This window comes from Novosphingobium sp. (genome assembly GCF_039595395.1).
Lineage (GTDB): Bacteria > Pseudomonadota > Alphaproteobacteria > Sphingomonadales > Sphingomonadaceae > Novosphingobium.
In genome coordinates this window covers 1,739,169-1,764,881 of record NZ_JBCNLP010000006.1, presented here as the reverse complement: position 1 = coordinate 1,764,881, position 25,713 = coordinate 1,739,169, and the positions used below count along the sequence as shown (strand labels likewise).

Below are 25,713 nucleotides of genomic sequence, written 5' to 3'. Positions count from 1 at the left end.
ACCGTGCGGGCGCGGCAGGCCCCGACCAACATACGCCGTTCCGATGCGGAGCTGGGAGTGGCGCTTTAGACCGAAACCGGACGTTCGCTGGACCGTCACCCTGAGGTTGGCCCTACCCCATACGCTGCTGACATAAGGCTTCCAGCGTCAGCTATCTCAGCGATGGCGGTCCTAGCTCCTGCACGAAAACATCAAGCGTAGCGACAAATGCCCTTGCAGCGGCTGAGCGATAGCCGCCCTCGCGTTGTAACAAGACCACCCTCCGTGCGTCGATTGCCGGGACGAGGGGCAGGAAACGCAGGTCGTCTCGTTCAAATGCGACGGCATCGGGGAGAACCGTCACCAGTGAACTCGATCGCACAAGTTCGATGAGCGTTGTCATGGAACTTGTCTCGATCACGACTTTCGGCTTGATCCCGTGCCGCTTGAAATGCTTGTCGATGGTTTGGCGGGTGGCGAAGCTCCCGTTCAGAAGAACCATCTCCACCTGCTCTATGCTCGCAATATCAATGGATTGGCTCACCATCGCCGCGTGATCATATCGAGCAATCAGCGACAACCGTTCAGTGTGCAGCGGCTGCGCAACGATGCCGGTGACGCTCGAGGCCCAGAAGGCGATCGCGCAATCGAGCTTGTCGTCGGCAAGCCCGGCTTCAATCTCATCCTGCGACAAGGCGAGCAGGTCGAGCGCAATCCCAGGATATTGCTCGCGGAACCGCCGTGCGAGCGGCGCAATCAGGTAACCGCTGAAGCTGGGGGTAAAGCCGAGACGCAGCCTGCCAGAGCTGAGATCATTGACATCACGTGCGGCGCGGCCCGCCGCGTCGATCTCGCGAAAGGCCCGGTGCACATGGCTCAGGTATGTTGCGCCAGCATCCGTGGCGCGCACAGATTTTCCCGAACGGTCCAGCAACTGCACGCCCAGTTGCTCTTCTAACTGGCGGATCTGCTGCGATAGCGCTGGCTGAGACACATGCAGGGCCTGAGCCGCACGTGTGAAGCTCCCATGCTCCACAACTGCCGAGAGGTACCGAAGATGGCGAAGGAGCATCTGTATAACGCCTGCTTATAGACCTGATTGGCTTTCAGTCTTGGACAATTATAAGCGGGAAGTCGATACCTGCCTCAACAAGGCAAGGAGATCAATACAATGCAAAGGCTGATCGAAGGGTTCAAAAAGTTCAGGGAAGGGGAATATCCCGAACGCATCTCTCTCTTCCAAGACCTCGCAACAAGGCAGGAGCCAGGTACGCTTTTTGTGACCTGTTCCGACAGCCGGGTCGTTCCGGAGTTGGTCACCCAGCGCGAGCCGGGTGATCTGTTCGTGATCCGCAACGCGGGAAACATCATCCCTTCGTTCGGCCCCGAACCCGGCGGGGTTACCGCCTCGGTCGAGTACGCCGTCGCCGCGCTGGGCGTGGAGGATATCGTGATCTGCGGCCATTCCGACTGCGGCGCGATGACCGCCATCGCCACCTGCCAGTGTCTGGAGCACCTGCCGACGGTCGCCGGCTGGCTGCACCACGCCGATGCCGCCAAGGCGGTCAACGACGCACACTCCGCACAGCTGCGACGAGGCCCGGGTCGCGGGGATGGTGCGCGAAAACGTCATCGCCCAGCTCAACAACATCAAAACGCACCCTTCCGTCGCCCTGGCTCTCGATCAGGGCCGCCTTACGCTCCACGGGTGGGTCTATGACATCGGTGAGGGATCGATCGAAGCATACGATGCTGCGAGTGGCCGGTTCGTTGATCTGGTCGAATATCCCGAGACAAACGCGACCGTCCTCGCCGCCGCCGCCTAAGGCATTGCACGCCAGGACGCAGGATTTTTGCGCCCATCGTGGGCGCCTCCCTTATCCCCTCATACCGTTATAGAAGAAAGGTAGATCAATGACCCAAGTGCAAGTGACCCAGACCGCCCGCAAGGCGCTGACCGAAGCCGTGATCCAGTCGAAGGCTGAGAAGCAGCTGAGCTGGACCGCTATCGCTGCAAACAGCGGCCTCTCGCGCGAGTTCGTCACCGCCGCCCTGCTCGGGCAGCACCCGTTGCCGGCGAGCGCTGCCGAGGCAGTCGGCGAGACGCTCGGTCTCGCCGCCGACGAGATCGCGCTGCTTCAGGCGATCCCTGTTCGCGGTAGCTTCCCGGACGGCGTGCCGACCGATCCGACCATGTATCGCTTCTATGAGATCATCCAGGTTTACGCCACGACCCTGAAGTCGCTCGTTCACGAGGATTTCGGTGACGGCATCATCAGCGCGATCAATTTCAAGCTCAAGCTTGAAAAGCGTGAAGACCCTGAAGGTGGCCACCGCTGCGTCATTACGCTGGACGGCAAGTACCTTCCAACCAAGCCCTTTTGACAGGCCGACGCCTGAACTGAGAACGTTGGGAAGGTGCCGCCATCTTCCCCATTGCTTCCAGGCACGAGTCACTCATCGCGGCTTATGACCTCCGGCGCTGATCCCGTTTTGGCGCACGCTTCCACACCACAAAGTCTGAAAATGCAGAGTCTTCCGGTCGCGGGGCAGGGTGCGGACTTATCTCGTAAAAAATTGCTTGTACCTATCGGTAAAAGAATGTACCGATAGGTACAAGTAGCCAACCCCAGAGGGGAATCGAGTGACCGGCCGCACTTTCATAGCTTCCCTCCCTACTGCGGCCCTTGCTGCCCCGGCGCTTGCCAAGACCATTCACATCACGAAAGGAAATCCAATGTCCCGTCCTCCTCTTCCCCCGTTCACCCACGAAAGCGCTGTCGAGAAGGTCCGTCTGGCCGAAGATGGCTGGAACACTCGCGATGCCGCCAAAGTGGCCCTGGCCTACACTCTCGACACCCGCTGGCGTAACCGCGTTGAGTTCGCCACCAACCGTCAGGAGGCGCAAGCCTTCCTTGAGCGCAAGTGGAACAAGGAACACGAATACCGGCTTATCAAGGAACTGTGGGCGTTCACCGGCAACCGTATTGCCGTGCGCTATGCCTACGAGTATCGCGATGACGCCGGACAGTGGTTCCGCGCTTACGGAAACGAAAACTGGCTCTTTGCCGAAGACGGACTCATGTCGAACCGCCACGCCAGCATCAACGAAATGCCGATCAAGGAATCGGACCGCCTGTTCTTCTGGCCCCTGGGCCGCCGTCCCGATGACCACGCTTCGCTGAGCGATCTGGGCCTTTGATTACCAAGCGCGCCCTTACCGATCGCGAAAGTGCGCTGCCAGCACTGGCAGAGGCATTCCGCGAGCACGGGTTCGAGGGCGCGACCCTGGCCACTCTGTCAAAGGCCACGGGCCTGGGCAAAGGCAGCCTCTACAACTTCTTCCCTGGCGGGAAGTCCGAGATGATGGAGGCGGTCCTTGAGAACATCGATGGTTGGTTCGCCAATGCGATTTTCTCGCCGCTGGAGAATGCTTCTGATCCGGCAGCGGCTGTCACGGCCATGTTCGACGACGTGACTGCGTATTTCCGCTCTGGAAGGCGGGTGTGCGTCGTCGGGTGCCTTGGGCTTAACTCCTCTGGCGAAACCTTCGCGGTTAAGGTGAAGGACTACTTCGCTAGGTGGATCTCGGCTCTGGCCCACTGCCTCGAAGTGGCAAAGGTTCCGCCAGAGATGGCCGTGGATCTCGCTGAAGAGGCAGTATCTGGAATACAGGGTGCCATCGTCCTGGCACGGGCGCTTGGTGATGGCGCGACCTTTCAGCGGATCGTTCATCGCCTCCAGTCGACGTTGCTCGATGCGATCGGCCGCTACGGCTGACATTCTCTGAGTTGCCCGGCGTCCGGGCGGTTCGTTCCAGCTTTCCCAATATTGTCTGCCAGACCGCCTAGGCGCTGCTGCGGTCAGCCCCATTGCGCGAGCAAGTGGCGGGCTGATGCTCGACGCCGCCGAAATCCACATTCACACAGGAGGGGACTTCCCGTGACCGTTGGCAAACATGGACCCGAAATCAGGAAATGGTTTAGCCGCATCGCTGACCAGATCCAGCCTGTCATCGTTGCATCAAATGTCGCCGGAATCACTGGTGGCGCGATTGCCGTAGCAGGCCTGATGGCCAACCGGGCGCTCGAGGCCCGTCCCGGTAGGGGCGCCTGATATGCGGCTTCCATCAAGTTTCTCGACAGTGCCAGCGACTGCCCCTCGCTCGCTGTCGGCCCAACCCCTCCTTTAGAAGAGGGGGCCTTGGCAAGCTCGGTCCGACGTTTTCAAAGCCCCCCGGTCGGGCCGAGTTTGTCCAAGCATCTACCAGCTTCAAATCCAGAGCTTTCCAAGGAGCACAATCGTGGACAGCCTTTCCCGGCGCAGCGTCCTCGTTAGCAGCGCCATCGCCGCCACCCTGCCTTTGCTGCCCAATGCAGCAGCCGCTTTCACGAACCCAAACCCTACCCGCAACGGAGAATCAGTCATGAGCAACGGCTTTGTCACCACCAAGGACGGCACCCGGATTTTCTACAAGGATTGGGGCCCGAAGGACGCCCAGCCCATCGTGTTCCACCATGGCTGGCCGCTCTCGTCAGACGACTGGGACACGCAGATGCTGTTCTTCCTGTCCAAGGGTTTTCGCGTCGTCGCCCATGATCGCCGGGGGCATGGCCGCTCCGCGCAGGTCAGCGACGGCCACGACATGGACCACTACGCTGCCGACGCCGCAGCGGTGATGGAACATCTGAACCTGCGCAATGCCGTCCACATCGGCCACTCGACGGGCGGCGGCGAAGTGGCTGCCTATGTCGCGCGCTACGGCATTCCGAAGGGCCGTGTCGCAAAGGCTGTTCTGGTCAGCGCCGTGCCGCCTATCATGCTCAAGACTGCGCGCTATCCCGGTGGTCTCCCGATCGAGGTGTTCGACGGCCTGCGCGCTGGCCTCGCCGCCAACCGTGCTCAGTTCTTCCGCGATGTTGCCGCAGGCCCGTTCTACGGCTTCAACCGCGAGGGCGCCAAGGTGCTCGAACCCGTCATCGACAACTGGTGGCGTCAGGGCATGATGGGTAGCGCCAAGGCCCATTACGAAGGCGTCAAGGCCTTCTCCGAAACCGACCAGACCGAAGACCTGGAGGCGATCACGGTCCCCACGCTCGTCCTCCACGGCGATGACGATCAGGTTGTGCCTTACAAGAACGCTGGTGTACTTCAGGCTGAAATCCTGCCCCGCGCCACGCTCAAAATCTACCCCGGCTTCTCGCACGGTATGCTCACCGTGAACGCCGACATCATCAATCCCGATCTGCTCGCTTTCGTGCAGAGCTGATCGAACTCGCTCGAGGAGGCTCAGATTCGATGGCACAAGCATTCTTCAAGACCATGTTCGGCCCAAGGTCGCGCGCGATGCAGGAAATTGACGGGTCGCGGGCATCCTATGCACGCATGGAAGCCCAGGCGGGAGAGACCGACGTTCTCACCGATCGAGAACTGGATTTCATCGCCGCGCGGGACAGCTTCTATCTGGCCAGCCTCAGCGAAGATGGCTGGCCCTATGTCCAGCATCGCGGCGGCCCGGCAGGGTTTTTGCGCCTGATCTCTGGCAACCGTATCGGGTTTGCCGACTATCGCGGAAATCGTCAGTACCTTTCGACCGCGAATCTGGCTGCCGACAACCGGGTCTGTCTGTTCCTGATGGATTATCCGAACCGGCGGCGGCTCAAGATGATCGGCCGTGCCCATACCACCGACGATCCTGAAAAGGTCGCCGCGTTGATGGTGCCCGGATATGAGGCTGAAGGAGAGAGGGCCTTTGTGATCGATATCGTCGGGTTCGACTGGAATTGCCCTCAGCATATTACACCCCGTTTTACAGACGCGCAGATTGCGGAAGCCACTCAGCCGCTGCTGGCTGAAATTGACCGGTTGCGCGCCCGCGTCGCTGCATGGGAAGACCATCATCATGGCTGAAAAACTGACCTGCGGTGTCCACCATGTGGGCCTCACCGTCCCCGATCTCGATCAGGCGCGCGCGTTCTTCTGTGACGTGCTGGGCTTTGATGTGGTCGGCGGCAGGCCGGACTATCCCGCGATCTTTGTGTCCGATGGCGCGATCCTTCTCACCCTCTGGCGCGCGGCCGACCCGATTACCGCACGCGGTTTTGATCGGCGCGCCAACATCGGCCTGCATCATCTGTCACTGGCGGTCGCGGACGACGCTGCTCTGGACGAAGCGTGGGAAAAGATAAGCGCCCACCCCGAAGTCATCATCGACGTGGCACCCGAGCCGATGCGCCCAGGGTCGGCAACGCGGCACTTTCTGGTCTTCATTCCCGGCGGCATCCGTCTGGAGCTTGCCACTCCTCTCCCCAGGGCTTGAAGGGTAAGTCAGAGCATAGAGAGCGACAATGGCGTCGCCACATGCTCTGAAACGCTGGTTATTGTCCCAAGCGCCCGAGTCCGGTCTTCACCGGAGACGGGTGCCGATGGCGTCAGATTTCAGTATTTTCCGCCAGAGCGAGTGCATCTTCAACGTCGATGCCGAGATAGCGGACAGTATTCTCGATCTTGCTATGGCCGAGCAGGATCTGAACGGCGCGCAGGTTACCAGTCGCCCGGTAGATGATCGACGCCTTCGTTCGGCGAAGCGAGTGGGTGCCATATTCGCTTCGTATCAGACCAACCCCAGTCACCCATTCATCAACGAGCCGGGCATACTGCCGCGTGCTGAGGTGACCATTATGGTCAACCCGGCTTGGGAAGACATAATCATCTACCGTGCCGCCCCGTCGCTCAAGCCAGGCTAGCAGGCTAGTCCGGGCATCAGGGAGCAATTCGAATTGAACAGGCCGACCTGTTTTCTGCTGCATCACGATTGCCCGCGTTCGAATCTGACCACCGCTAACAATGTCGCCAATTTTCATCTGCACCAGGTCACAGCCCCGGAGCTTGCTGTCGATTGCCAGGTCAAACAGAGCCCGATCTCGCAGGCGACGACGTTGATTGAGGTAGAAGCGGATCTCCCAAATTTGCTTTGGCTTCAGAGCGCGCTTCGCTCCGACAGCTCTTCCCGCATTCCAGACCGGGCGCTTGGTGGCGATGAGTTCAGTTTCAGATTGCTCCATGATCGTTCTCCAATGGCCAAATTGGCCGTTTGAAGAACGCATCAGATGGATGTCGTGAGGCAATGGTCGACCAAGCCCAGCCATTTGCCAGTCGTCCCTCCAGCGGCAACTTCCGCCAAAATCGTCCGTTCGCCTTGCCCAAAGACATCCGGCGGCAACATGCCCACCTCCAAGCCTTTAGGCCCATTCTGATCTGTCCTGTAAGATGGCATTGGTTGTGGCGCATCAGCCATTTACAAGCCCGATGGTCATTCTCCACGCGACCGGTCGTAGGCTATGGCAGCGGTTGCCATAGCATGCTCATGCGCCAGCGCCCAGGAACAGAGCGCCTCAAAGGGTTCGCGGAGCGAGTGACCCAGTGGCGTAATCCTGTATTCGACACCGATAGGGCTGGTTGGAAGTACAGTTCGAGTAATCAGTCCGTAGCGTTCCAGGCGCTTCAACGCGTCGGCGAGCGATTTGTGAGTGATGCCGCCCAAGCGTCGCTTGATATCGTTGAAGCGCGCTGGCTGGGGGCAAAGCACCGTCAGGATCATGACCGTCCATTTGTCCGCGATCTTGTCGAGCACGGGGCGGATCCTGGGTACATCCATCATCGCCTTGCACGAGAGTGCCTCTAGGTCGGTATCGTCAGCCATATCTAGGCTACTCCAGGTGCGTTCTTGATAGCAGATATGCCTCGTATATCTGGTTGCCCGTCTCAAATGGAAGGACGGATGATGGCAAGCATGGAAAACAAGGTTGCACTGGTGATCGGCGGCGCGAAGGGGATCGGTCTGGCAACTTCGCGGGCGCTTGCACAGGAGGGTGCTTCCGTGATCCTCACGGGACGAAGGCAGTCCGAGGTAGCGGCTTCGGCGGAGGCGATCGGTCCTTTGGCGCAGGGCTTGGTGGCGGATGCGGCTTCGCAGGCGGACCTGCGGCTGGTCGTGGGCGAAGTTGATCGCCGCTATGGCCGCATCGATGCGCTTGTGCTGAATGCCGGACTGTCGGAGCCGGCGACAATCGCCGAAGAGACGTCCGGGCATTTCGATCGGCACTTCGCGGTGAACGTGCGGGGCGCTTTGTTCGGTATCCAGGTGGCGCTGCCGCTGCTCAAGGAAGGCGCGTCGGTCGTGCTGATCGGGTCGATCGCGGATGCCATGGGCGTAACGCCCTTCAGCACCTATGCCGCGACCAAGGCCGCGTTGAGGTCTTATGCGCGCAGCTGGGCGGCCGAACTCGCGCCGCGGCGCATCCGGGTCAACGTTGTGGCGCCGGGGCCTACCGACACGGACATGATGACCGCCGTGTCCGATGAGATGCGACAGAAACTGATCGCACCCATTCCCCTCGGCCGGATGGCGCACCCCGCAGAAGTAGCGGCCGCCGCGGTGTTTCTGCTCAGCGATGCGGCAAGCTTCGTGACCGGAGCGGAGCTTTGCGTCGATGGCGGCATGGGGCAGGTGTAGAGGCACGGTGCCGGCGGGGGAGAGCAGCCACGTTAACGATCAATCTGGCGGCTCCCTTCGCGGCAGATCATCTGTACAAAACTGAACGGCAAGTGTGCAACCTTGGCGGTTCAAGAACAAATCCAAGTATCTAGATTGTCTCCATCGTCGGGAACGAGGCGAACAGGCGGAAGTCGTAGCTGACTGCCGCAGACGGTCCGAACGCTCGTGCACAAGGATTTTGAGGATGATCACAATGCTGGTGACCTATGCGGGCGATCCGCACACACCGTTCGATCGCGACCACTGGATCGACGTCCACTTCCCGCTCGTGCGGGAAAGCTGGGGCCGCTATGGGCTCGTCAGTGCCGCTGGTTTCTTCCCTCAAACGGACGGCGCCGGGCTGATCGCGGTTGGGGTTGTCAACTTCCGCGACGGGGCCGCCATGGAAGCGGCGCTCCACGCGCCCGAAACCGCCCAAATCATGGCTGACGTCGCCCTCTTCACTTCCATCCAACCGCAGCGCAGCGTCGTGCATCCGCTCTGAGCGGAGCGTCGCCACTATCTGAAAACCAACGGAGCGCATGTCATGAAAACCTGGCTCATCACGGGCTGCTCGAGCGGCTTCGGGCAGCGACTTGCGCTTGCGGCGGCACGGCGCGGCGACCGGGTCATCGCAACGGCACGTAATGTCCAGGCGATCGCTGCCCTGGCCGAGCCGTTCGGGGGCCGAATGCTCACCTTGCCGCTCGATGTGACCGATGCCGCGGCGGCCAGGACGGTGGTCGCACAGGCAGTCAAAGCTTTCGGCGGGTTCGACGTGCTCGTGAACAATGCCGGCTACGCATTGTTCGGCGCGATCGAGGAAGGCACGCCTAAAGAATATCGGCCGATGTTCGAAGTGGACGTCTTCGGGCTGATCGAGACCACCAGAGCCGCGCTGCCCGTTCTGCGGCGCACGGGAGGCACCGTCGTCAACATGTCGTCGGGCGCCGGGATCGAGGGAAGGGGCGGCGGTGGCTATTACCATGCCGCCAAGTTTGCCGTGGAAGGGATTTCCGAGGCGCTCGCCGGCGAGCTGAAGCCTTTGGGCATCCGCGTGCTGATCGTCGAACCCGGACCGTTTCGCACCGATTTTCTTGGTCGATCAATCGCCATGGCCGCCAACGAGATGCCCGAATATGCCGCGAGCTCGCGCAAGCATTACCGGGAAACCGGCGACGGCAATCAGGCGGGCGATCCGGACAAGGCGGTCGCGGTGATCCTGCGGGCCGTCGATGCCAAAGACGCTCCGCTGCACCTGCCGCTCGGCCCGTCCGCCCACGCGATCGCCGAGCGGAAGCTCGCCGCTTTCCGGCGCGATATCGATGCCTGGCGTGACATCACGATCGCCACCGATTTCGACCCAGCCTGAGCGCCAGTCCTGCACACCGTTTGAACGTTATTATCCCTTTGGAGAGCGATCATGTTGATTGCCACTGAGATGTGACCCGGGGAGCTGATAAGTTTCCACTGAGAATTGACCCATGTTTCCCTCCCCTCCGGCTGTCAGTCGGAGGGTCTCGGAGTGATCGACATGGACTTACTCAGTGTGATCCGCCGATGGCATTTTCGGCAGGATATCCCCATTCGGGAGATCAAGCGACGGACCGGCCTGTCGCGCAACACCATCCGCAAATATCTGCGTTCCGATACGGTGGAGCCCAGTTTCAAGGTGCCGGTGCGCCCCAGCAAGCTCGATCCCTTCGCCGAGAAGCTGACGGCGTGGCTGCGGGTGGAATCCAAGAAATCCCGCAAGCAGAAGCGGACCGCCAAGCAGTTGTATGTCGACCTTGTGAAGCTGGGGTACGAAGGCTCGTATAACCGGGTGGCTGCCTTTGCCCGGCGATGGCGGAGCGATCTTCAGTATGAACAGCAAACCAGCGGGCGCGGGACATTCGTGCCGTTGGTTTTCCAACCCGGCGAGGCCTTCCAGTTCGACTGGAGCGAGGATTATGCCGTGCTGGACGGCAAGGTGACCAAGCTGCAGGTTGCCCATACCAAGCTGGCCCACAGCCGCGCCTTTATCGTGCGGGCCTACTTGCTCCAAACCCATGAGATGCTGTTTGACGCGCTGACGCAGGCCTTTCGGGTGCTGGGCGGCGTGCCCCAGCGCGGGATCTTCGACAATATGAGGACCGCCGTCGACAAGATCGGGACGGGCAAGGCGCGACAGGTCAACGCCAGGTTCGCCGCCATGGCCAGCCATTACCTGTTCGAGACTGATTTCTGCAATCCAGCGTCAGGCTGGGAGAAGGGGCAGGTCGAGAAGAACGTGCAGGATGCCCGGCGGCGGTTGTGGCAGCCGATGCCCAGCTTTGGGGATTTGGCGGCGCTGAACGCCTGGCTGGAAGAACGATGTATCGCGCAATGGGGCGAGATCCAGCACGGCCTTATGCCCGGCACCGTGGCTGATGTGCATGCTGAGGAAGCCTCCTGTCTGATGCCGCTGGGCAGGCCCTTCGATGGCTTTGTCGAACAGACCAAGCGCGTGTCGCCCACTTGCCTGATCGCCTTCGAGCGCAACCGTTACAGCGTGCCCGCTTCCTTTGCGAACCGGCCAGTCAGCCTGCGGGTCTATCCCGATCGCCTGGTCATCGCCGCCGAGGGCCAGATCGTGTGCGAGCACGTCCGGCTCATCGACCGTTCCCACCACAAACCCGGTCGCACGATCTATGACTGGCGGCATTATCTGGCGGTGGTCCAGCGCAAACCCGGTGCCCTGCGCAATGGTGCGCCCTTCCTGGACATGCCTGAAGCCTTCCGGCACTTGCAGAGCCACCTCCTCAAGCGCTCCGGCGGAGACAGGGAAATGGTGGAGATCCTGTCCCTGGTGCTGCACCACGACGAGCAGGCGGTCCTGAGTGCGGTCGAGCTGGCCTTGGAAGCTGGTGTCGCCACCAAGACCCACATTCTCAACGTGTTGCACCGACTGATTGACGGCAAGGCACCTCCGGCATCGCCCATTGATGCGCCTCAGGCCTTGCGCCTGACGCAGGAGCCCAAGGCCAATGTCGATCGCTATGATATGCTCAGGGAGATCCGCCATGCGTCATGACCCCGCCAGCGCCGCAGTCGTCGTCATGCTGCGCGGCCTCAAGATGTTCGGCATGGCTCAGGCCGCAGGCGAACTGATCGAGCAGGGCGCGCCTGCCTTCGATACTGCCGTGCCGATGCTGGCCCAATTGCTCAAGGCAGAGATGGCTGAGCGGGAGGTCAGGTCCATCTCCTATCAGATCAAGGCCGCCCGCTTCCCGGCTTACAAGGATCTGGCCGGCTACGACTTTGCTGCCAGCGAGATCAACGAGGCACTCGTGCGCCAGCTTCACCAGGGCGACTTCATGGAAAACGCCGACAATGTCGTGCTGATCGGCGGCCCGGGCACGGGTAAAAGCCATATCGCCACGGCGCTGGGCGTTCAGGCTGTCGAGCATCACCGCAAGAAGGTGCGCTTCTACTCCACGGTCGATCTGGTCAACGCGCTGGAGCAGGAGAAGACAGCCAACCGGACCGGCCAACTGGCGGAACGCCTGCTGCGCCTCGATCTGCTTATCCTCGACGAGTTGGGCTATCTGCCCTTCAGCCCATCAGGAGGGGCCATGCTCTTCCATCTGCTGAGCAAGTTATACGAGCGCACCAGTGTCGTGATCACCACCAACCTGAGCTTCAGCGAATGGTCCGGCGTGTTCGGCGACGCCAAGATGACCACCGCGCTGCTCGACCGGCTCACTCATCACTGCCACATCCTGGAAACTGGAAACGACAGCTTCCGCTTCCGCGCCAGCACCGCTGCGCCCAAAGCCAAAAAGGAGAAGCCGGCATCTTGAACCTGCCCGCCAGAGGCAGCACATAACCCACACCCACCCGGGTCAATTCTCAATGGAAACCCCGGGTCACATCTCAGTGGCAATCAACACGCTCACCTTCTCCTGATGAAAACATCATGTTGCGGTGAGGTTAAAGTACGGAAAAGAAGCGAGGAAGGGGCCGAAAGAAGACCGGGGCCCTCGCGCGGATGCCCGCGCGACCGCGCTCCAGCGTGCCGTGAACGGCACCCCCGGGCCACGCCGAGGCGCGTCCCGGCCCTTCGGGTGGCGATCGCTGGGCCGAAGGGGGGAAGGAATGATGTTGACGCCGCGCGCGGGGCGCACGGCGGTGTCTTTGAGGGCCTTCCCTCGGCGCGCGGGTAGGCGGCGCGCCCTTTTGGGCGGGCCCAGCCAGGCCGCAAGCCGGCCTTTCAGGCCGGCTCCTCCACTGACGTTACGGCCAAAGGTGCGGCCCGGCTTTACGGGCCCGCCCTGGGGACGCTGGTGCCGCCCACCCCCGCACCGGGGGAAGCCAATGGGGTTTTGGGTGGCGCAAGGAGGCTATCCGATGCGTCAGGCACGACATGATACCGCTGCCCGCGAGGGCGAGGCGAAACCCGCAGCGGGCGGCGGCGAAAACCGGGCCCAGCTCTATGATGAGGTCACCGCCAAGATCATTGCCCAGCTTGAGGCGGGGCGTTTCCCTTGGGTTCAGCCATGGGGGAAGCCCCAAGGGGGAGGGGCGGGGCTGGCTCCCGGCCTGCCCCACAATGCGCTCACCGGCAGGGCCTATTCAGGCGTCAACGTCCTCCTGCTCTGGGGCAGCGTCATCGAGTTTGCCTATCCCTCGCAAGGCTGGCTGACGTTCAAGCAGGCCTTGGAAGCCGGAGGCAACGTCCGCAAGGGCGAGAAGGGCGTGAGCGTGGTCTATGCCGACCGCTTCACCCCTCAGGCCGAAAAGGAGCGCGCGCAGCAGAGCGGCGGGGATGCGCGCAGCATTCCCTTTCTGAAGCGCTTCACCGTCTTCAACATCGCGCAATGCGAAGGCCTGCGCGAAGGGCTGTTCAGTGATCCCGAGCCCTTGCCCGAGCGGGAGATCGTGCCCGTGGCTGAGGAGGTCATTGCCGCATCGGGCATCCCCTTCCGCATCGGCGGGGCCAAAGCCTTCTATGTGCCCTCGCAGGATTATGTGCAGGTCCCCCCGCAACCGGCCTTTTTCGAGCAGGTGAATTTTTACCGGACGGCGCTTCACGAACTGTGTCACGGCACGGGCCATAGCTCGCGCCTTGACCGTAAAATCCTGAATCCATTCGGTTCCAAGGACTACGCTCGCGAGGAACTGGTCGCGGAAATGGGCTCCGCCTTTCTCTGCGCGGCGCTGGGGATCGTGCCCACCGTGCGCCATGCCGACTATCTCGGCGCTTGGCTGGAGGTGCTGCGCGAGGACAACCGGGCGATCTTTCGCGCCGCCAGTCAGGCCAGCAAGGCCGCCGACTGGTTGCTCACGCGTCACACCGAATTCAAGGCAGCGTGCGATGCAGGCCAGCCGGGCAAGGGCACGGCGAGCACCGAAGGGAGGACGGCGGCATGATCCTGCTTCCCGACAGAATCCGCGTCGCGCTTCTGGTCAATTCGGCCCGGCACCTTGCGGCCCAGCGCGATGGTGCGCCCGATCCCGACCCGGTGCCCTTGCTCAAACTGTTCAACCCCTGCGGCAGCGCGACATGGCTCGCCAGCGAACTCGACGAGGACGGCGACACGCTGTTCGGCTTGGCTGATCTCGGCTTTGGTTGCCCTGAACTCGGTTCGTTCAGCCTCTCTGAAATTGCTGCCGTGCGTCTGCCTTTCGGCCTCGGGATCGAACGCGATGCCGATTTCAACAGCAGCCATCCGATGTCGCTCTGGGCGCAGACCGCCCGCAACCTCGGCTCGATCTCTCAGGCCGAAATCGCCCTGCATCTGATGGGTTTCTGAAGCCTCTTTCGCCGTCTTCCCGGCGGCATCTAGCTTGTCGTCTGGCTGATTGGAAGCGGTCAGGTGACCTGACGCGGGCGGGCGTTTTCCCGCTCATTTGCGAAAACCGGCCCGCCATTCCTGGAGGGTCAGGGCGGGCCGGTACTCGCTTGGAGTGAGTAATGACCATGAAACTCGACTTTATCGATCTTGGCAAGCTCTGTGTGAGCAAGGCAAACATGCGTTTCTCCAAAAAGGCACCCGATGTCACCGACATCCTGCCGACCATGCGCCGCCATGGCGTTATCGTGCCCGTTCTGGTGAGGCGGAACGGCAGTCCTGAAACCTTCGAGATCGTTGCGGGTGCGCGGCGCTTTCATGCGGCCAATGTGCTGGCCGACGAACGCCGGGCAGCGGGGCAGGAGGTTGACCCCATGCCCTGCGCCATTCTCGAAAGCGGCGAGAATGCCGACGCCATCGAGGCTTCGCTGATCGAAAACACCGCCCGGATCGATCCCGATGAGGTGAGCCGCTGGGAATGCTTCACGCGGCTGATCCGCGAAGGGCGCGGGGTGGACGATCTTTCGACCACCTTCGGCCTGCCCGAGCTCGCCGTGCGGCGGGCGCTGGCGCTGGGCAATCTCCTGCCCCGCATCCGCGCCGCTTACGCCCGCAAGGAAATCGACGCCACCACCGTTCGCCATCTGACCATGGCGAGCAAGAGCCAGCAAAAGGCATGGCTGGCGCTGTTCGACGATCCCGACGCATGGTGCCCCACCGGGTATCAATTGAAGCAATGGCTGCTGGGCGGGCAGTCCATCCCGGTGTCCAATGCCCTTTTCGACACCGCCGAGATGAAAGGCATCGTCTCCGATCTTTTCGGGGAAGAGAGCTATTTCGCTGACGCCGAAGCCTTCTGGACCGCACAGAACGCTGCCATCGAGCAGCGCCGCGCCGCCTATCTCGATGATGGCTGGGCCGATGCGGTGATCGTGCCGCCCGCCGAGCATTTCCACACTTGGGAACATCAGAAGGCACCCAAGCGCAAGGGCGGGCGCGTCTACATCGATGTCCATGCCAATGGCGAGGTCACTTTCCATGAGGGTTATGTCACCGCCAAGGAGGCGCGGCGCATCGAGAAGGGCGAAACCATCGATGCGGCGCCCAAGCCGGTGCGGGCCGAGATCACCGGGCCGATGCAATGCTACATCGACCTGCATCGCCATGCCGCCCTGCGCGCGGCGCTGCTCGACCATGGCGGGCTGGCGTTGCGGCTGATGGTCGCTCATGCCATCGCCGGTTCGCCCCAGTGGAGCGTCCATATCGAGAAGCAGACGACCCGCAACGATGCCATTGCCGACAGCATCGAGAACAGCCGGGGCGAAGCCGACTTCGATGCGGCCCGGCGCAAGGTGCTGGCCCTGCTCTCGCTCGATCCCGATGAGCCGACCGTGTGCGGCGCGGGCAACGCCATGGGCAGCGCCTTGCCGCTGATCTTCATGCGGCTGATGGTGCTGGGGGATGATGATCTGCTCTGCGTCATCGCGGTGGTGATGGGTGAAACGCTGGCATCGGGCAGCGCGATCATCGAGACGGTCGGCCAGCAGATCGGCATGGATATGGCGCCCTACTGGCAGGCCGATGATGCGTTTTTCGAGCTTGTGCGCGACCGCGAGGTGCTCACCGCAATGGTGGGTGAGGTGGCCGGTGAGATGGTGGCCGAGGCCAACAGGTCTGAGAAGACCAAGGTGCTCAAGGCCATCATCCGCAATCATCTCGACGGCGCGGATGGCCGTGAAAACCGTGAGGGCTGGGTGCCGCGCTGGATGACCTTCCCGCCCGCCGCCTACACCGCGCGCGGCGGTGTGGGCACGGTTGAGAAAGCCGAATGGGCTGCATCCAGCATCGCGCAGAGCGAGGCGCCCGACAGCGACGAGGAAGGCCCGGACGAAACCGGTTCGGGTCCCGACAACGCACCTTCGGGCGGCAACGCGGCGCTGGCCGCATGACGATGGGCGGGCGTGGGCCGGTCGGCTCCACGCCCGCCTTTCTTCCCTTTTTCAGGAGATGACACATGGTTGACCGCGTTTCGGCATCCATCACCATCGGCGGCAGGTTGCCCACCGATCACCTTCCCGAATTTCTCGAACTGATTGCCGATGAAGAGTTGTCGCTTGAATGGGACGGCGAGCCCTTCACCGCGGCGCAGCTTGCCTGCGGATTGCCCCTGATGCTCAAGGGGCGGGAGGTCGCGCTGGGGCAATTCAGCAGGCTTGAGGACTTCTGTGTCGCACGTAATCTGCAGTTCCGGCGCTGGTGCGCCGGTTGCTACAGTTGGGGACCGCAGCGCGCGGTGTTCGATGGTACGGGCGAGGTGAGCTATTATGCCACCGACGATGAGGATGAAGCGCTCCTTAGCCTCACCCTTGCCGCCGATCTGGGCAGTTTCGAAGCGATCCTCGCATGGTTTGAAGCGGCAAACCTCACCGTTCCCCCTCTGGCAATTGGTGACAACATCTGGCGCTCCGCGTGCGAGGCCGTCCATTGCCTGATCTCGGTTTCTTCCCTTGTGCCAACGCGGGAGCTGGAAGCCGAGGATCGCGCTCTGCTTCCTTTCTATGCCGTGGCGCTGAGCGATGACCGGGGCGCTTGCGCCGATCACAAGGCGATCATCGAGGCGGCCAAGAATGTCTTCCACCAGACCATTGCCATCGGGAATCTCGATCATTTCGTCATCGAGGTCGAGATCGCGGCGCGGCGGGGCGACATTCCTGCCGACGCGCTCTGGCTGGATGGGGCCGCTTCCATCCTTCCACGGCTCACATCACCGTAAGCGCCGGACGCATGTTTCGTTGCAACCGGGCAGTGATGGACATTGAGGGCCGAACATCCTCTTCGGGCGCCTGACATCCGCAGTGTCCTCGATCTATGAAACGGTCTTTCCGGCAATCAAATTCAGGCGCCGCCCGCCTCCATGACAGGGTGCGGGCGGCGCTTTGTGGGACCATTATTTGACGGATGGCTGTCAGGGGCCTAGGTTTCCCGGACTTGACCGACATGAGGACTACCATGGACGAGAACAATCCTTCGGACGCGCGCGATTTCATCGAACTCGCAGGTGACATCACCATCGCCTGGCTGCAAAACCCCAATGTGAAGCCCGGTGCTCAGGACGTGCCCGCGTTCCTCAAGGATATGCACACTGCTATCGCCGCATTGAAGAGCGAGCCCGCTGGTGAAGAGATCCCCGCGACCTATGAACCGGCCGTATCGGTGCGCTCTTCGGTCAAGCCCGATCATCTCGTCAGCCTGATCGACGGGAAAAAATACAAGACGCTCAAGCGGCATCTTTCGCTTCACGGTCTTACGCCCGCCGAATATCGCGCGCGCTACGGCCTGAAGTCCGATTATCCGATGGTTGCGCCGGACTATGCCTTGCAGCGCCGCGAGATCGCCCAGAAGCTCGGCCTTGGCCGCAAGCGTGGCGCGCCGTCCGGCGCTGAAACCGCCGCGACCGGTGACGTCGCCGTGAGCCCATCCAAAGCGCAGAAACCGGCCACCACACCCAAGCGCGCGGCAAGCAAGCCTGCCGCCGTTGCCGCTCCGGTCGCGCAGACTCCGGCGGATGTCGCCACCAAATCTCCCGTTCCGGGCAAGCCCAAGCGCGGTGCAGCCAAGTCCAAGGGCGACAACGCAGTCGATGCCAGCGCCGCTGTCGTCAGCACGCCAAAGGAGGCAACGGCCAAGCCGAAGCGGGCAGCCGCAAAGACCGGCCCCGCGTCCAAACCGGCAAAGCCAAAGGTTGCAAAGCCCAAAGCGGAGGCCAAGGTCGAAGCCGCCCCGGCCCCGTCCGCCGAGGCCTGAGCCTCGTCTGGAAAAATCGCGGCGGCGCCCTCCCTATGGGGAGGGGCGCCGCCATTTTTTCGCCGCTGTCGTGGATAGCGGGCTTGCCTGATGCTCGCCTCACTGGCTAGGCGATCAGCATGGATAAGCCCGACAATGAGCAATGGCTGGAGGCGGCCGGCGGTGCTGTGCGAGCACGACGCCTTGCCAATTATATGGCGGTGCTGCCCCGCGAACGGCTGACCGAAATCCTCTGGCTCGTTTCGCGCAGCATGCGGGAAACCGGTGACCTTGTCGCCGCTCGGCATCATCTTCCTGATTTTCTGCGAACCGGTCATCTGATCGCGCAATCGCTCGCTTTGCCCCGCTTCATGGCGGCATTCGGCGGTAGCGAAGCAGATCTGGAAGATCGGTTTTTCGCGGAATTCAATCTGCTGTGCGATGAATTGCGGGATGCTCTCGCGATGCCGTGATCCCGGTTCCGGCGGGGTACTTCCGCGTCAGGCCGCCCTGCCTCTCCTGCGGATGACGGGACGTTCCTCACCGCACAGGCTGCAGCGATCGCGCTCCCGGTCAAAGCCCCGCTCCACCGCCAGCTCGCCCAAGGTCGCGCGCAGATCGTCGGTCAGCTGCAGCGACAGGCGATCCGCGACGCAAACGTCGCAGACCGGTTCGGGAGCCAGACGCTCGACCAGACGCCGAACGGATATGAACATCGACATCGTGCCTGCCTCTTTGTCCTGCGCGTGGTGCACGCTTGTTGTGTTCGATCCGAAAATTCCCTTATTCCTCCCCCGCTGCCAAGCTGAAATCGCTGCCTTTTCCACGGTTTTGCTCTCCTTGCCCGCACGAAACCGCCTGCCGAGCGGGCGATGTCCTGGGACGGCCACGGGGCCGCGAAACCATCGCGGCGCGCTGATTTCCCCGGCTGCGGAACAGGCCCGCAGCCTCCTCGCGCAACAAATCAGCCCGCCGCTCCGGTCCTCCGCTTCGCTTCGGCCTATAGGTTCGCGGCCCCGTTGCAGCCGTCCCTTCGGCACGCCCATCGCCCGGAAGCGGTTTTCGAGCGACATAGCCAAGGAGATGAACAATGCCCGCAATCGGATATGTGCAGCGCCTCGACGATGGCAGCTTCAAGGGTCAGATCCGCACCCTCTCGGTCAGCGCCGACATCAGCATCATTCCCAACCGTCGCAAGACGGGAGACCAGCCCGACTACCGCGTGATCTCCGGCAGCGTCGAACTGGGCGGTGGCTGGATTCGCACCGGTGAAGTCTCGGAGCGTGAGTACATTCGCCTCTCGATGTCGGCTCCCGAACTCGGCAACCGCACCCTTTATGCGAACCTCGGCAAGGCCGCCGGGCAGGATGAGGACGATACCTACGCCATCATCTGGAACCCTGGGAGCTGACCCTGATGCCCCCGCGCGGTTGATCCGCGCGGGGGCATTTCATGCAGTGGATCAGCCGTTCAGCTTGTCCTTCACGGCCTTGGCAGGCGTGAACGTCAGCTTTTTGGCCGCAGCAATCTGGATCGTCGCGCCGGTGCTGGGGTTACGGCCCTCACGGGCCGCGGTCTCTTTCACCTTGAACTTGCCGAAACCGTTGAGCGAGATTTCCTCACCCTTTGCAGCGGCATCAGCGATGGCGGCGAAGGTGGCATCGACCAGCTCACGGGCGGCGGTTTTGGTCAGGCCATGCGTGGTAGCAAGGCCCTCGGCGAGGTCGCTGTTGTTCATGTCTTGAAACTCTCCATAGGGCTATAAAAGCTTGCTATTCCTAGCTCTGGCATGGGGATGCGTCCATGCGGACGAGCCCGTGACATGCAGGCCGGCGAAGGTTTTTCCACCGAGAAAGCGGCTGATGGCGAGGTGGTGAAGAGCTTTCTGCCCGGATCCCTCGATGATCCGGCGGCGTGGGGCCTGCGTCAATGACGATGGGGCCCCACCATTTTTCGGGGGCGCTCGACGTTGTTCCCCCGTTCGAAACGGTCGCGGCGCCCCCAAAAAATCGTGACCCCCATCGCCGCTGGCGCGGCCGCTTCGCGGTCATTGACCCAGGCCCCACGATGCCGGGCCCGTGTCCCATCGTGCAGCGAAAAGGAGACACATCATGGCGATTGAACAGCACATCGAGGAACTGCGTGCGGAGCTGGCGGCATGCGGATCGCGCCTTGAACGCAGGAAAATCCAGCGTGAACTGCAGGCAGCGAGCGACGAGCTGGCGGCGCTGTTGAAGCCCGACTGAGCGGCCAATCCGCCATGGAGCAGCCGGAAGCGAGAGGCCGTCGGGACATTCCCGGCGGCCTTTTTTCATGCACTCAGCGGAGCGCACGGACCTGGAGGCGTTGGCGGTTTGAGAAGGACGAGGGGGGGAGCCGGGACGGGGGCGCCGAATGCAAGATAGAGGCAAGATCTCGTCGATCTTGCAACTTATTGTCTGCACATCCTTTTTTGCCTCGTTTTACGAGACAGGCTTTCCCGCCGCGAGATGCGCGGGGCAGGAATGGCGGATTTCCGGGCTCTTGGAGAGGATTTCGCGAGACGGGTTGCGGCTTTTTGCCGCTCTGGCATGCTATGGCCCGGGGAGCGTCCTTCCATCGCGGAAAGGCGCATTAATGCAGGATGATGATTTCACACCCCGTCTCGGGCGGCCCGGCAATATGGGCAAGACCGAGCGCTATCTGACCCAGGTGGTTCGCGCCACCCAGCGCGCTGGGAAAAGGGCGCTCAAAGGCTCCGGGCGGTTCACCGGTGAACGGATCGGTCGCGGCGCAGCTCGGGCCCGCGTTCTGTCATCAGGAGGCAAGGATTCCTCGCTGCGCGCGCGCCGGGTTATCGTCAAGACCCGGCTGATCACGCTTAAGGGGAAGGGCATCGCGGCTGCCACAGCCCATCTGCGCTATATCGAGCGGGACGGGGTCAACCGCGATGGCTCGCCGGGCAAACTCTATGGGCCGGAGGCGGACCAGACGGACGGCAAGGAGTTTCTCTCGCGCAGCGATGGCGACCGACATCAATTCCGCTTCATCGTCTCACCCGAGGATGGCGACCAGTATGACGATCTTAAGCCGTTCGTCCGGCGCCTGATGAGCCAGATGGAGGAGGATCTGGGCACGAAGCTCGATTGGGTCGCCGTCGATCACCACAACACCGGCCACCCGCACACGCATATCATCCTGCGCGGCAAGGATGACCGAGGGCAAAATCTGGTGATCGCCAGGGATTACATTTCGCATGGCATGCGTGAGCGTGCGAGCCGTATTCTGACTTTGGATCTTGGGCCCCGCACGCAAATCGAGATCGAGGAGAAATTGCGTCAGGATATGACAGCCGAGCGGCTGACCTCGATCGATCGCCGCCTGCTGCGTGATATGGGCAGCGACCGGACTGTTGGTGCTGCCCCTGATCAGGGGGGCAGCAGTCATGATGCCGCGCTGCGGGTCGGGCGGCTTCGCAAACTGGAGGGGATGGGGCTCGCGCAGGCGGTCGAGGGCGGGCGGTGGCAACTCGCCGAGGGTCTTGAAGACACGCTGCGTCGCATGGGCGAACAGGGGGACATCATCCGGGCGATGCAGCGGGAACTCTCGGCGCGGCGGCTTGAGCGCGCACCTGCCGACCAACAGATCTTCGATCCGGCTGCTCCCGATGCACGGCCCATCGTTGGGCGGGTGGTGATGCGCGGCCTTGCCGACGAGCTGGACGATCGCCATTTCGTGATCGTCGATGGCGTGGACGGGCGGACCCATTATGCCGCGATCGGTCGGGGCGAAAATACCACGTCTCTGCCGACCGGTGCGATTGTGAAGGTCGTGCCGCGTGAGGCCGGGATACGTCAGCTCGATCGCACGATTGCGCAAGTGGCTGCCGCGCAGGGCGGACGCTACAGCGTCGAGGCCCATCTCCAGCACGATCAAAGTGCCAGCGAAAGCTTTGTCGAGGCCCATGTGCGGCGGCTGGAAGCGATGCGACGGGTCATGGGCAGCGTCGAGCGCGAGGCAGACGGCAGCTGGACCATCGCGGCCGATCACCTGGAGAAAGCGGCGGCCTTTGAGGCCAGGCGATGGCGCGATCGGCCCGTCGATGTCGAAGTGCTCTCCCATGAGCGGCTCGAGCGGCTCACAGGGATGGAGGCCCCGACATGGCTCGACCGGGAGTTGGTCTCATCTGCGCCGGTTCCCCTGCGCGACAACGGCTTTGGGCAGGAGGTGCGCGCGGCTCAGTCGCTGCGCCAGCAATGGCTGATCGATGAGCAACTGGCGGTGGATCATGATGGTGACATCCAATACCGCGCAGACATGCTCGCCAACCTCCAGCGCAGGGAATTGCTGCGCCTGGCCGGCGCCTTGTCCGAGGAACTGGGGCTGCCCTTTGCCGAGATGAGCCAGGGAGAGCGCATCGATGGGCGGCTGGTGCGCAGTGTGGATATGGTGGGCGGAAAGCACGCACTGATCGAGCGCTCGCGAGATTTCACGCTGGTTCCCTGGCGGGACGTGCTCGAGCGCCGGATCGGCCAGAACGTGTCGGGCATCATGCGCGACGGGCCCATAAGCTGGGAGTTTGGTCGCGGGCGTGCCGGACCGGGTATCTCATGAAGGCGAGGACCTCCCATCGAGCGTCTGCACTTGATGAGCCTCGGCTTTGAATGGCCTCCAACACCGTGGCGGCTAGTGGGGGGCGACCACCCGTTTCAGCGCAATGATGGCATCGAGCACCATTTCCTGCACCATGTCGCGTTTGCCCTCATGATGAAAAACCTCGGCATCATTCTCTGGTGTAAGATTTGAAAGGTCCTCCTGAATGCTGTCCCTGAGATGCATGAGCTTCTCGGCAGGCTTGGGTGATTGGGATTTTGCCCAATCCACCAGAACTGGCACCATCAGTTCCCGCAGGGCGTCGATCTGGCCCGAAAGATAATGGAAGTTTTCATCGTCCATGCAGCGTCTCCGGTTTCCTACTGCGGCACTTCGCCCAATCTGATCCGGTCCCGCTGGGGACGGATTTCCAAGGGCAGAAACTTTCAGACGAATCGCCGCTGCGTCCACCGAAAAAAGGGATGAACGCGCGCAGTCCGCGCCGGCCGCGTCGCGAGAGAAGGCGAAAAGTGGGTTCGGGACGGTAGAGACGCACTAACGCCGGTTGCCCGGCTCATGCGAGTCTTGAGGGGTAGAGAAAATCTCCCTTCCGGAGCACTCCCCATGACACCGACGAAGCTGCTGATCGGCCAGATTTGGGCCGTGTTTTCGATCGTGATCGCTGGCATTTGGCTGGCAACCGAATGGGCCGCGTGGCGCCTGGCCTGGCAGCCTGAACTCGGGCCCCCATGGTTCTACCTCGGACATCTGCCCTTCTACCATCCCTGGGCGATCTTCCCGTGGTGGTATCACTTCGACGCCTACGCCCCGCATATCTTCAGCACGGCCGGGATCATCGCCGGGACCAGTGGATTCCTCGGCTTCGGCGTGGCGGTGATCGGGTCGCTCTGGCGGGCACGTCAGGCCCGGAACGTCACGACCTATGGTTCGGCGCGCTGGGCACTGCCCCTTGAGATCGAGCGTGCCGGGCTCCACCGCGATGCCGGCGTTTTCCTCGGCGCTCTGGGCAAGCGCTATCTGCGTCACGATGGCCCCGAGCATATCATGGCTTTTGCCCCCACTCGTTCGGGCAAGGGCGTGGGCCTGGTGGTGCCCACCTTGCTCAGCTGGACCGGATCGGCGGTCATCCACGACATCAAGGGCGAGAACTGGGAGGTGACCGCCGGGTGGCGCTCGCTCTTCAGCCATGCGCTGCTCTTCAATCCCACCGATGCGCGCTCGGCCCATTACAACCCGCTGCTCGAGGTGCGGCGCGGCGAGCACGAAGTGCGTGACGTCCAGAACATCGCGGACATCCTCGTGGACCCCGAGGGCTCGCTCGATCGCCGCAATCATTGGGAAAAGACCAGCCATTCGCTGCTGGTGGGTGCCATCCTCCATGTCCTCTACGCCGAGGAAGAGAAGACGCTCGCCCGGGTGTCGGCTGTGCTCTCGGACCCGCAGCGCAGCTTCACCGCGACGCTCAAGCGCATGATGGACACGAACCATCTGGGGACAAAGGATCAGCCCAAGGTTCACCCCGTGGTGGCCTCGGCGGCCCGCGAGGTGCTTAACAAGAGCGAGAACGAGCGCTCGGGCGTGCTCTCGACCGCCATGTCCTTCCTTGCCCTCTATCGCGACCCGACCGTGGCGGAGATCACCTCACGCTGCGACTGGCGGATCTCCGACCTGATCCATGGTGAGAAGCCCTGTTCCCTCTATCTCGTCGTGCCGCCTTCGGACATCAGCCGCACCAAGCCGCTCATCCGCCTGATGCTCAATCAGATCGGTCGCCGTCTTACCGAGAAGCTTGAAGGGCAGGGCGGCAAGACCGGGCGGCACGAGCTCCTGCTCATGCTCGATGAGTTTCCCGCGCTCGGTCGCCTTGATTTCTTCGAGACCAGCCTTGCCTTCATGGCGGGCTATGGGATGCGGGCCTTCCTCATCGCGCAGAGCCTCAACCAGATCGACAAGGCCTACGGCGAGCACAATGCCATACTCGACAATTGTCATGTCCGGGTCGCCTTCGCCACGAATGACGAACGCACCGCCAAGCGTATCTCCGATGCATTGGGGCAGGCAACCGAGCAGCGTGCCATGCGCAACTATGCCGGGCATCGTCTGGCGCCGTGGCTCGCCCATGTCATGGTCAGCCGGCAGGAGACGGCCCGGCCACTCCTGACCCAGGGCGAGGTGATGCAATTGCCTGCCAGCGACGAGCTGGTGATGATCGCCGGGCTCGAACCCATCCGCGCCAAGAAGCTGCGCTTCTACGCCGACCGCAATTTTACAGCGCGAACCCTGCCGGCGCCGCGCCTGATCGCCGGGCGCTATCGCGACATACCGCCGGCCGCTTCCGATCCCTGGGGCAGGCAGGTTCGCCAGCGCGATGCGCGCCTGACCGAGGTGACCCAAAGCACCGGCGGCGTGTCCGAAGATGGGATGCAGCAACAGCGCCATCCTTCGCTCGAAGATCATGGCGTGAAGCGCGAGAAGCCCAAGCAGCTGGATTTCCTCGGCTTCGAGCGGGATGAGGTCGATCCCGCCAGCGACAAGAAGGCGATGGATCAGGCTCGCCAGCAGGCCGACGTGACGCGGGCCCGCGCGATGAACGAGGGCGATGGCCATTCACCCGGCGAGGGCCGCGATGCCCTTCCCAGCTTCTGGCGGAGAGCGGGCGATGAAAGACAAGCGCGTGCGCTACCAGCTCTTCCTGCCGGTGGATCTCAGCCATCGTCTCGAAGCTCTGGCCGACAGGCCCGGTGCCTCAAAGTCCGGCATTCTGACCGATGCGCTTACCGCCTGGCTAAACAGGCAGGCGGCCAGCGATCTGGAGAACCGATTTTCGCATCGCCTCGATCGGCTGTCTCTGGCCCTGGGCCGCGTCGAGCGCGACGGGCATGTGCTCCTCGAGAGTCTGGCCCTCTTCATCCGCTATCAACTGATGGTGCAGGCGCCGCTCCCCGAGGGTGACGATGCTGCACGGGCTGTCGGCCGCGATCGCTACAATGCCTTCGTCGCGCGGGT

Annotated in this window: 29 protein-coding genes; 23 read left to right on the top strand and 6 right to left on the bottom strand. The window is 62.6% G+C overall.

Annotated features, from left to right (window positions below; all coding sequences use genetic code 11):
- Window positions 1–151 precede the first annotated feature (151 nt).
- A complete protein-coding gene (cynR, locus tag ABDW49_RS27335; RefSeq protein WP_343616972.1) occupies window positions 152–1,051 on the bottom strand; it encodes a transcriptional regulator CynR in 900 nt (299 codons plus the stop codon).
- Window positions 1,052–1,150: 99 nt separating this feature from the next.
- On the opposite strand from cynR, the gene ABDW49_RS27330 reads away from it, so the two are divergent.
- The 8 genes from ABDW49_RS27330 (at window position 1,151) to ABDW49_RS27295 (ending at window position 6,298) form a co-directional block, all read left to right on the top strand.
- Window positions 1,151–1,699, top strand: coding sequence for a carbonic anhydrase (locus tag ABDW49_RS27330; RefSeq protein WP_343616970.1), 549 nt, complete (start codon window positions 1,151–1,153; stop codon window positions 1,697–1,699).
- Entirely contained in the window at window positions 1,611–1,805 is a 195-nt protein-coding gene (locus ABDW49_RS27325; protein ID WP_343617419.1) for a carbonic anhydrase, read from the top strand. The genes ABDW49_RS27330 and ABDW49_RS27325 overlap by 89 nt, the downstream gene beginning before the upstream one ends.
- An 88-nt stretch (window positions 1,806–1,893) precedes the next feature.
- A complete protein-coding gene (gene cynS, locus ABDW49_RS27320; RefSeq protein ID WP_343616969.1) occupies window positions 1,894–2,364 on the top strand; it encodes a cyanase in 471 nt (156 codons plus the stop codon).
- 352 nt (window positions 2,365–2,716) lie between these two features.
- Window positions 2,717–3,181: a DUF1348 family protein gene (locus ABDW49_RS27315; RefSeq protein ID WP_343616967.1), complete on the top strand. Its 465-nt coding sequence runs from the start codon at window positions 2,717–2,719 to the stop codon at window positions 3,179–3,181.
- Entirely contained in the window at window positions 3,178–3,759 is a 582-nt protein-coding gene (locus ABDW49_RS27310) for a TetR/AcrR family transcriptional regulator (RefSeq protein ID WP_343616966.1), read from the top strand. The genes ABDW49_RS27315 and ABDW49_RS27310 overlap by 4 nt, the downstream gene beginning before the upstream one ends.
- A gap of 646 nt (window positions 3,760–4,405) precedes the next feature.
- Window positions 4,406–5,248, top strand: coding sequence for an alpha/beta hydrolase (locus tag ABDW49_RS27305; protein ID WP_343617417.1), 843 nt, complete (start codon window positions 4,406–4,408; stop codon window positions 5,246–5,248).
- A gap of 29 nt (window positions 5,249–5,277) precedes the next feature.
- Window positions 5,278–5,889 (top strand): pyridoxamine 5'-phosphate oxidase family protein, encoded by a 612-nt coding sequence (locus ABDW49_RS27300; RefSeq protein WP_343616964.1) that lies wholly within the window; start codon window positions 5,278–5,280, stop codon window positions 5,887–5,889.
- A complete protein-coding gene (locus ABDW49_RS27295) occupies window positions 5,882–6,298 on the top strand; it encodes a VOC family protein (protein ID WP_343616962.1) in 417 nt (138 codons plus the stop codon). Before ABDW49_RS27300 ends, ABDW49_RS27295 begins: the two co-directional genes overlap by 8 nt.
- Before the next feature lie 112 nt (window positions 6,299–6,410).
- Here the strand turns inward: ABDW49_RS27295 and ABDW49_RS27290 are convergent, their stop codons facing one another.
- Entirely contained in the window at window positions 6,411–7,043 is a 633-nt protein-coding gene (locus ABDW49_RS27290; protein WP_343616961.1) for a tyrosine-type recombinase/integrase, read from the bottom strand.
- A 248-nt stretch (window positions 7,044–7,291) separates the two neighbouring features.
- Window positions 7,292–7,681: a helix-turn-helix domain-containing protein gene (locus ABDW49_RS27285; protein ID WP_343616959.1), complete on the bottom strand. Its 390-nt coding sequence runs from the start codon at window positions 7,679–7,681 to the stop codon at window positions 7,292–7,294.
- 78 nt (window positions 7,682–7,759) lie between these two features.
- Here ABDW49_RS27285 and ABDW49_RS27280 point away from each other — a divergent pair, with 78 nt between their 5' ends.
- The 11 genes from ABDW49_RS27280 (at window position 7,760) to ABDW49_RS27230 (ending at window position 18,587) form a co-directional block, all read left to right on the top strand.
- Window positions 7,760–8,494: an SDR family oxidoreductase gene (locus ABDW49_RS27280; protein ID WP_343616957.1), complete on the top strand. Its 735-nt coding sequence runs from the start codon at window positions 7,760–7,762 to the stop codon at window positions 8,492–8,494.
- Window positions 8,495–8,720: 226 nt separating this feature from the next.
- Window positions 8,721–9,020 carry an EthD family reductase gene (locus ABDW49_RS27275; RefSeq protein ID WP_343616956.1) on the top strand — a complete coding sequence of 100 codons (300 nt, stop codon included), beginning with the start codon at window positions 8,721–8,723 and terminating at the stop codon, window positions 9,018–9,020.
- Between the two features lie 42 nt (window positions 9,021–9,062).
- Window positions 9,063–9,887: an oxidoreductase gene (locus ABDW49_RS27270; protein ID WP_343616954.1), complete on the top strand. Its 825-nt coding sequence runs from the start codon at window positions 9,063–9,065 to the stop codon at window positions 9,885–9,887.
- 162 nt (window positions 9,888–10,049) lie between these two features.
- Window positions 10,050–11,570: an IS21 family transposase gene (gene istA / locus ABDW49_RS27265; RefSeq protein ID WP_343608774.1), complete on the top strand. Its 1,521-nt coding sequence runs from the start codon at window positions 10,050–10,052 to the stop codon at window positions 11,568–11,570.
- A complete protein-coding gene (istB, locus tag ABDW49_RS27260) occupies window positions 11,560–12,339 on the top strand; it encodes an IS21-like element helper ATPase IstB (protein ID WP_343608772.1) in 780 nt (259 codons plus the stop codon). The genes istA and istB overlap by 11 nt, the downstream gene beginning before the upstream one ends.
- A gap of 547 nt (window positions 12,340–12,886) precedes the next feature.
- Window positions 12,887–13,909, top strand: a complete 1,023-nt coding sequence (locus ABDW49_RS27255; RefSeq protein ID WP_343616952.1) for a zincin-like metallopeptidase domain-containing protein — start codon at window positions 12,887–12,889, stop codon at window positions 13,907–13,909.
- Window positions 13,906–14,292, top strand: a complete 387-nt coding sequence (locus tag ABDW49_RS27250) for a DUF2958 domain-containing protein (protein WP_343616951.1) — start codon at window positions 13,906–13,908, stop codon at window positions 14,290–14,292. The genes ABDW49_RS27255 and ABDW49_RS27250 overlap by 4 nt, the downstream gene beginning before the upstream one ends.
- Before the next feature lie 161 nt (window positions 14,293–14,453).
- A complete protein-coding gene (locus ABDW49_RS27245; RefSeq protein ID WP_343616949.1) occupies window positions 14,454–16,280 on the top strand; it encodes a ParB N-terminal domain-containing protein in 1,827 nt (608 codons plus the stop codon).
- A 65-nt stretch (window positions 16,281–16,345) separates the two neighbouring features.
- Window positions 16,346–17,104 carry a hypothetical protein gene (locus ABDW49_RS27240; RefSeq protein WP_343616947.1) on the top strand — a complete coding sequence of 253 codons (759 nt, stop codon included), beginning with the start codon at window positions 16,346–16,348 and terminating at the stop codon, window positions 17,102–17,104.
- Window positions 17,105–17,340: 236 nt separating this feature from the next.
- On the top strand, window positions 17,341–18,135 hold the full coding sequence (locus tag ABDW49_RS27235; protein ID WP_343616945.1) for a MucR family transcriptional regulator: 795 nt from the start codon (window positions 17,341–17,343) through the stop codon (window positions 18,133–18,135).
- Window positions 18,136–18,254: 119 nt separating this feature from the next.
- On the top strand, window positions 18,255–18,587 hold the full coding sequence (locus ABDW49_RS27230) for a hypothetical protein (RefSeq protein WP_343616943.1): 333 nt from the start codon (window positions 18,255–18,257) through the stop codon (window positions 18,585–18,587).
- 27 nt (window positions 18,588–18,614) lie between these two features.
- Here the strand turns inward: ABDW49_RS27230 and ABDW49_RS27225 are convergent, their stop codons facing one another.
- The gene (locus ABDW49_RS27225; protein WP_343616941.1) at window positions 18,615–18,836 is read right to left on the bottom strand and encodes a hypothetical protein; all 222 of its coding nucleotides are present in this window, start codon (window positions 18,834–18,836) and stop codon (window positions 18,615–18,617) included.
- Window positions 18,837–19,204: 368 nt separating this feature from the next.
- Here ABDW49_RS27225 and ABDW49_RS27220 point away from each other — a divergent pair, with 368 nt between their 5' ends.
- Window positions 19,205–19,525: a DUF736 family protein gene (locus tag ABDW49_RS27220; RefSeq protein ID WP_343616939.1), complete on the top strand. Its 321-nt coding sequence runs from the start codon at window positions 19,205–19,207 to the stop codon at window positions 19,523–19,525.
- 51 nt (window positions 19,526–19,576) lie between these two features.
- On the opposite strand, the gene ABDW49_RS27215 is transcribed toward ABDW49_RS27220, so the two are convergent.
- Window positions 19,577–19,852 carry an HU family DNA-binding protein gene (locus ABDW49_RS27215; protein ID WP_343616938.1) on the bottom strand — a complete coding sequence of 92 codons (276 nt, stop codon included), beginning with the start codon at window positions 19,850–19,852 and terminating at the stop codon, window positions 19,577–19,579.
- 373 nt (window positions 19,853–20,225) lie between these two features.
- Between ABDW49_RS27215 and ABDW49_RS27210 the strand changes: the two genes are divergently transcribed.
- Window positions 20,226–20,360, top strand: coding sequence for a hypothetical protein (locus ABDW49_RS27210; RefSeq protein WP_343616937.1), 135 nt, complete (start codon window positions 20,226–20,228; stop codon window positions 20,358–20,360).
- Window positions 20,361–20,730: 370 nt separating this feature from the next.
- Window positions 20,731–22,707: a relaxase/mobilization nuclease RlxS gene (rlxS, locus tag ABDW49_RS27205; protein WP_343617416.1), complete on the top strand. Its 1,977-nt coding sequence runs from the start codon at window positions 20,731–20,733 to the stop codon at window positions 22,705–22,707.
- A 72-nt stretch (window positions 22,708–22,779) separates the two neighbouring features.
- Here rlxS and ABDW49_RS27200 read toward each other — a convergent pair whose 3' ends face one another.
- A complete protein-coding gene (locus tag ABDW49_RS27200) occupies window positions 22,780–23,049 on the bottom strand; it encodes a hypothetical protein (RefSeq protein ID WP_343616935.1) in 270 nt (89 codons plus the stop codon).
- Window positions 23,050–23,310: 261 nt separating this feature from the next.
- On the opposite strand from ABDW49_RS27200, the gene ABDW49_RS27195 reads away from it, so the two are divergent.
- Complete coding sequence (locus ABDW49_RS27195; protein ID WP_343616933.1) at window positions 23,311–25,659, top strand: conjugal transfer protein TraG; 2,349 nt, start codon at window positions 23,311–23,313, stop codon at window positions 25,657–25,659.
- Window positions 25,660–25,713 lie beyond the last annotated feature (54 nt).

Bases quoted from the DNA above. Each gene is read 5' to 3' on its own strand.
- ABDW49_RS27230 (WP_343616943.1), top strand. From the start codon at position 18,255: ATGGATAAGCCCGACAATGAGCAATGGCTGGAGGCGGCCGGCGGTGCT.
- ABDW49_RS27275 (WP_343616956.1), top strand. From the start codon at position 8,721: ATGATCACAATGCTGGTGACCTATGCGGGCGATCCGCACACACCGTTC.
- ABDW49_RS27295 (WP_343616962.1), top strand. From the start codon at position 5,882: ATGGCTGAAAAACTGACCTGCGGTGTCCACCATGTGGGCCTCACCGTC.
- istB (WP_343608772.1), top strand. From the start codon at position 11,560: ATGCGTCATGACCCCGCCAGCGCCGCAGTCGTCGTCATGCTGCGCGGC.
- ABDW49_RS27210 (WP_343616937.1), top strand. From the start codon at position 20,226: ATGGCGATTGAACAGCACATCGAGGAACTGCGTGCGGAGCTGGCGGCA.
- ABDW49_RS27200 (WP_343616935.1), bottom strand. From the start codon at position 23,049: ATGGACGATGAAAACTTCCATTATCTTTCGGGCCAGATCGACGCCCTG.
- ABDW49_RS27245 (WP_343616949.1), top strand. From the start codon at position 14,454: ATGACCATGAAACTCGACTTTATCGATCTTGGCAAGCTCTGTGTGAGC.
- ABDW49_RS27250 (WP_343616951.1), top strand. From the start codon at position 13,906: ATGATCCTGCTTCCCGACAGAATCCGCGTCGCGCTTCTGGTCAATTCG.
- ABDW49_RS27220 (WP_343616939.1), top strand. From the start codon at position 19,205: ATGCCCGCAATCGGATATGTGCAGCGCCTCGACGATGGCAGCTTCAAG.
- ABDW49_RS27315 (WP_343616967.1), top strand. From the start codon at position 2,717: ATGTCCCGTCCTCCTCTTCCCCCGTTCACCCACGAAAGCGCTGTCGAG.
- ABDW49_RS27235 (WP_343616945.1), top strand. From the start codon at position 17,341: ATGGACGAGAACAATCCTTCGGACGCGCGCGATTTCATCGAACTCGCA.
- istA (WP_343608774.1), top strand. From the start codon at position 10,050: ATGGACTTACTCAGTGTGATCCGCCGATGGCATTTTCGGCAGGATATC.
- ABDW49_RS27300 (WP_343616964.1), top strand. From the start codon at position 5,278: ATGGCACAAGCATTCTTCAAGACCATGTTCGGCCCAAGGTCGCGCGCG.
- ABDW49_RS27255 (WP_343616952.1), top strand. From the start codon at position 12,887: ATGCGTCAGGCACGACATGATACCGCTGCCCGCGAGGGCGAGGCGAAA.
- ABDW49_RS27280 (WP_343616957.1), top strand. From the start codon at position 7,760: ATGATGGCAAGCATGGAAAACAAGGTTGCACTGGTGATCGGCGGCGCG.
- ABDW49_RS27285 (WP_343616959.1), bottom strand. From the start codon at position 7,681: ATGGCTGACGATACCGACCTAGAGGCACTCTCGTGCAAGGCGATGATG.
- ABDW49_RS27225 (WP_343616941.1), bottom strand. From the start codon at position 18,836: ATGTCGATGTTCATATCCGTTCGGCGTCTGGTCGAGCGTCTGGCTCCC.
- ABDW49_RS27215 (WP_343616938.1), bottom strand. From the start codon at position 19,852: ATGAACAACAGCGACCTCGCCGAGGGCCTTGCTACCACGCATGGCCTG.
- ABDW49_RS27305 (WP_343617417.1), top strand. From the start codon at position 4,406: ATGAGCAACGGCTTTGTCACCACCAAGGACGGCACCCGGATTTTCTAC.
- ABDW49_RS27195 (WP_343616933.1), top strand. From the start codon at position 23,311: ATGACACCGACGAAGCTGCTGATCGGCCAGATTTGGGCCGTGTTTTCG.
- ABDW49_RS27270 (WP_343616954.1), top strand. From the start codon at position 9,063: ATGAAAACCTGGCTCATCACGGGCTGCTCGAGCGGCTTCGGGCAGCGA.
- rlxS (WP_343617416.1), top strand. From the start codon at position 20,731: ATGCAGGATGATGATTTCACACCCCGTCTCGGGCGGCCCGGCAATATG.
- ABDW49_RS27330 (WP_343616970.1), top strand. From the start codon at position 1,151: ATGCAAAGGCTGATCGAAGGGTTCAAAAAGTTCAGGGAAGGGGAATAT.
- ABDW49_RS27290 (WP_343616961.1), bottom strand. From the start codon at position 7,043: ATGGAGCAATCTGAAACTGAACTCATCGCCACCAAGCGCCCGGTCTGG.
- cynS (WP_343616969.1), top strand. From the start codon at position 1,894: ATGACCCAAGTGCAAGTGACCCAGACCGCCCGCAAGGCGCTGACCGAA.
- ABDW49_RS27240 (WP_343616947.1), top strand. From the start codon at position 16,346: ATGGTTGACCGCGTTTCGGCATCCATCACCATCGGCGGCAGGTTGCCC.
- cynR (WP_343616972.1), bottom strand. From the start codon at position 1,051: ATGCTCCTTCGCCATCTTCGGTACCTCTCGGCAGTTGTGGAGCATGGG.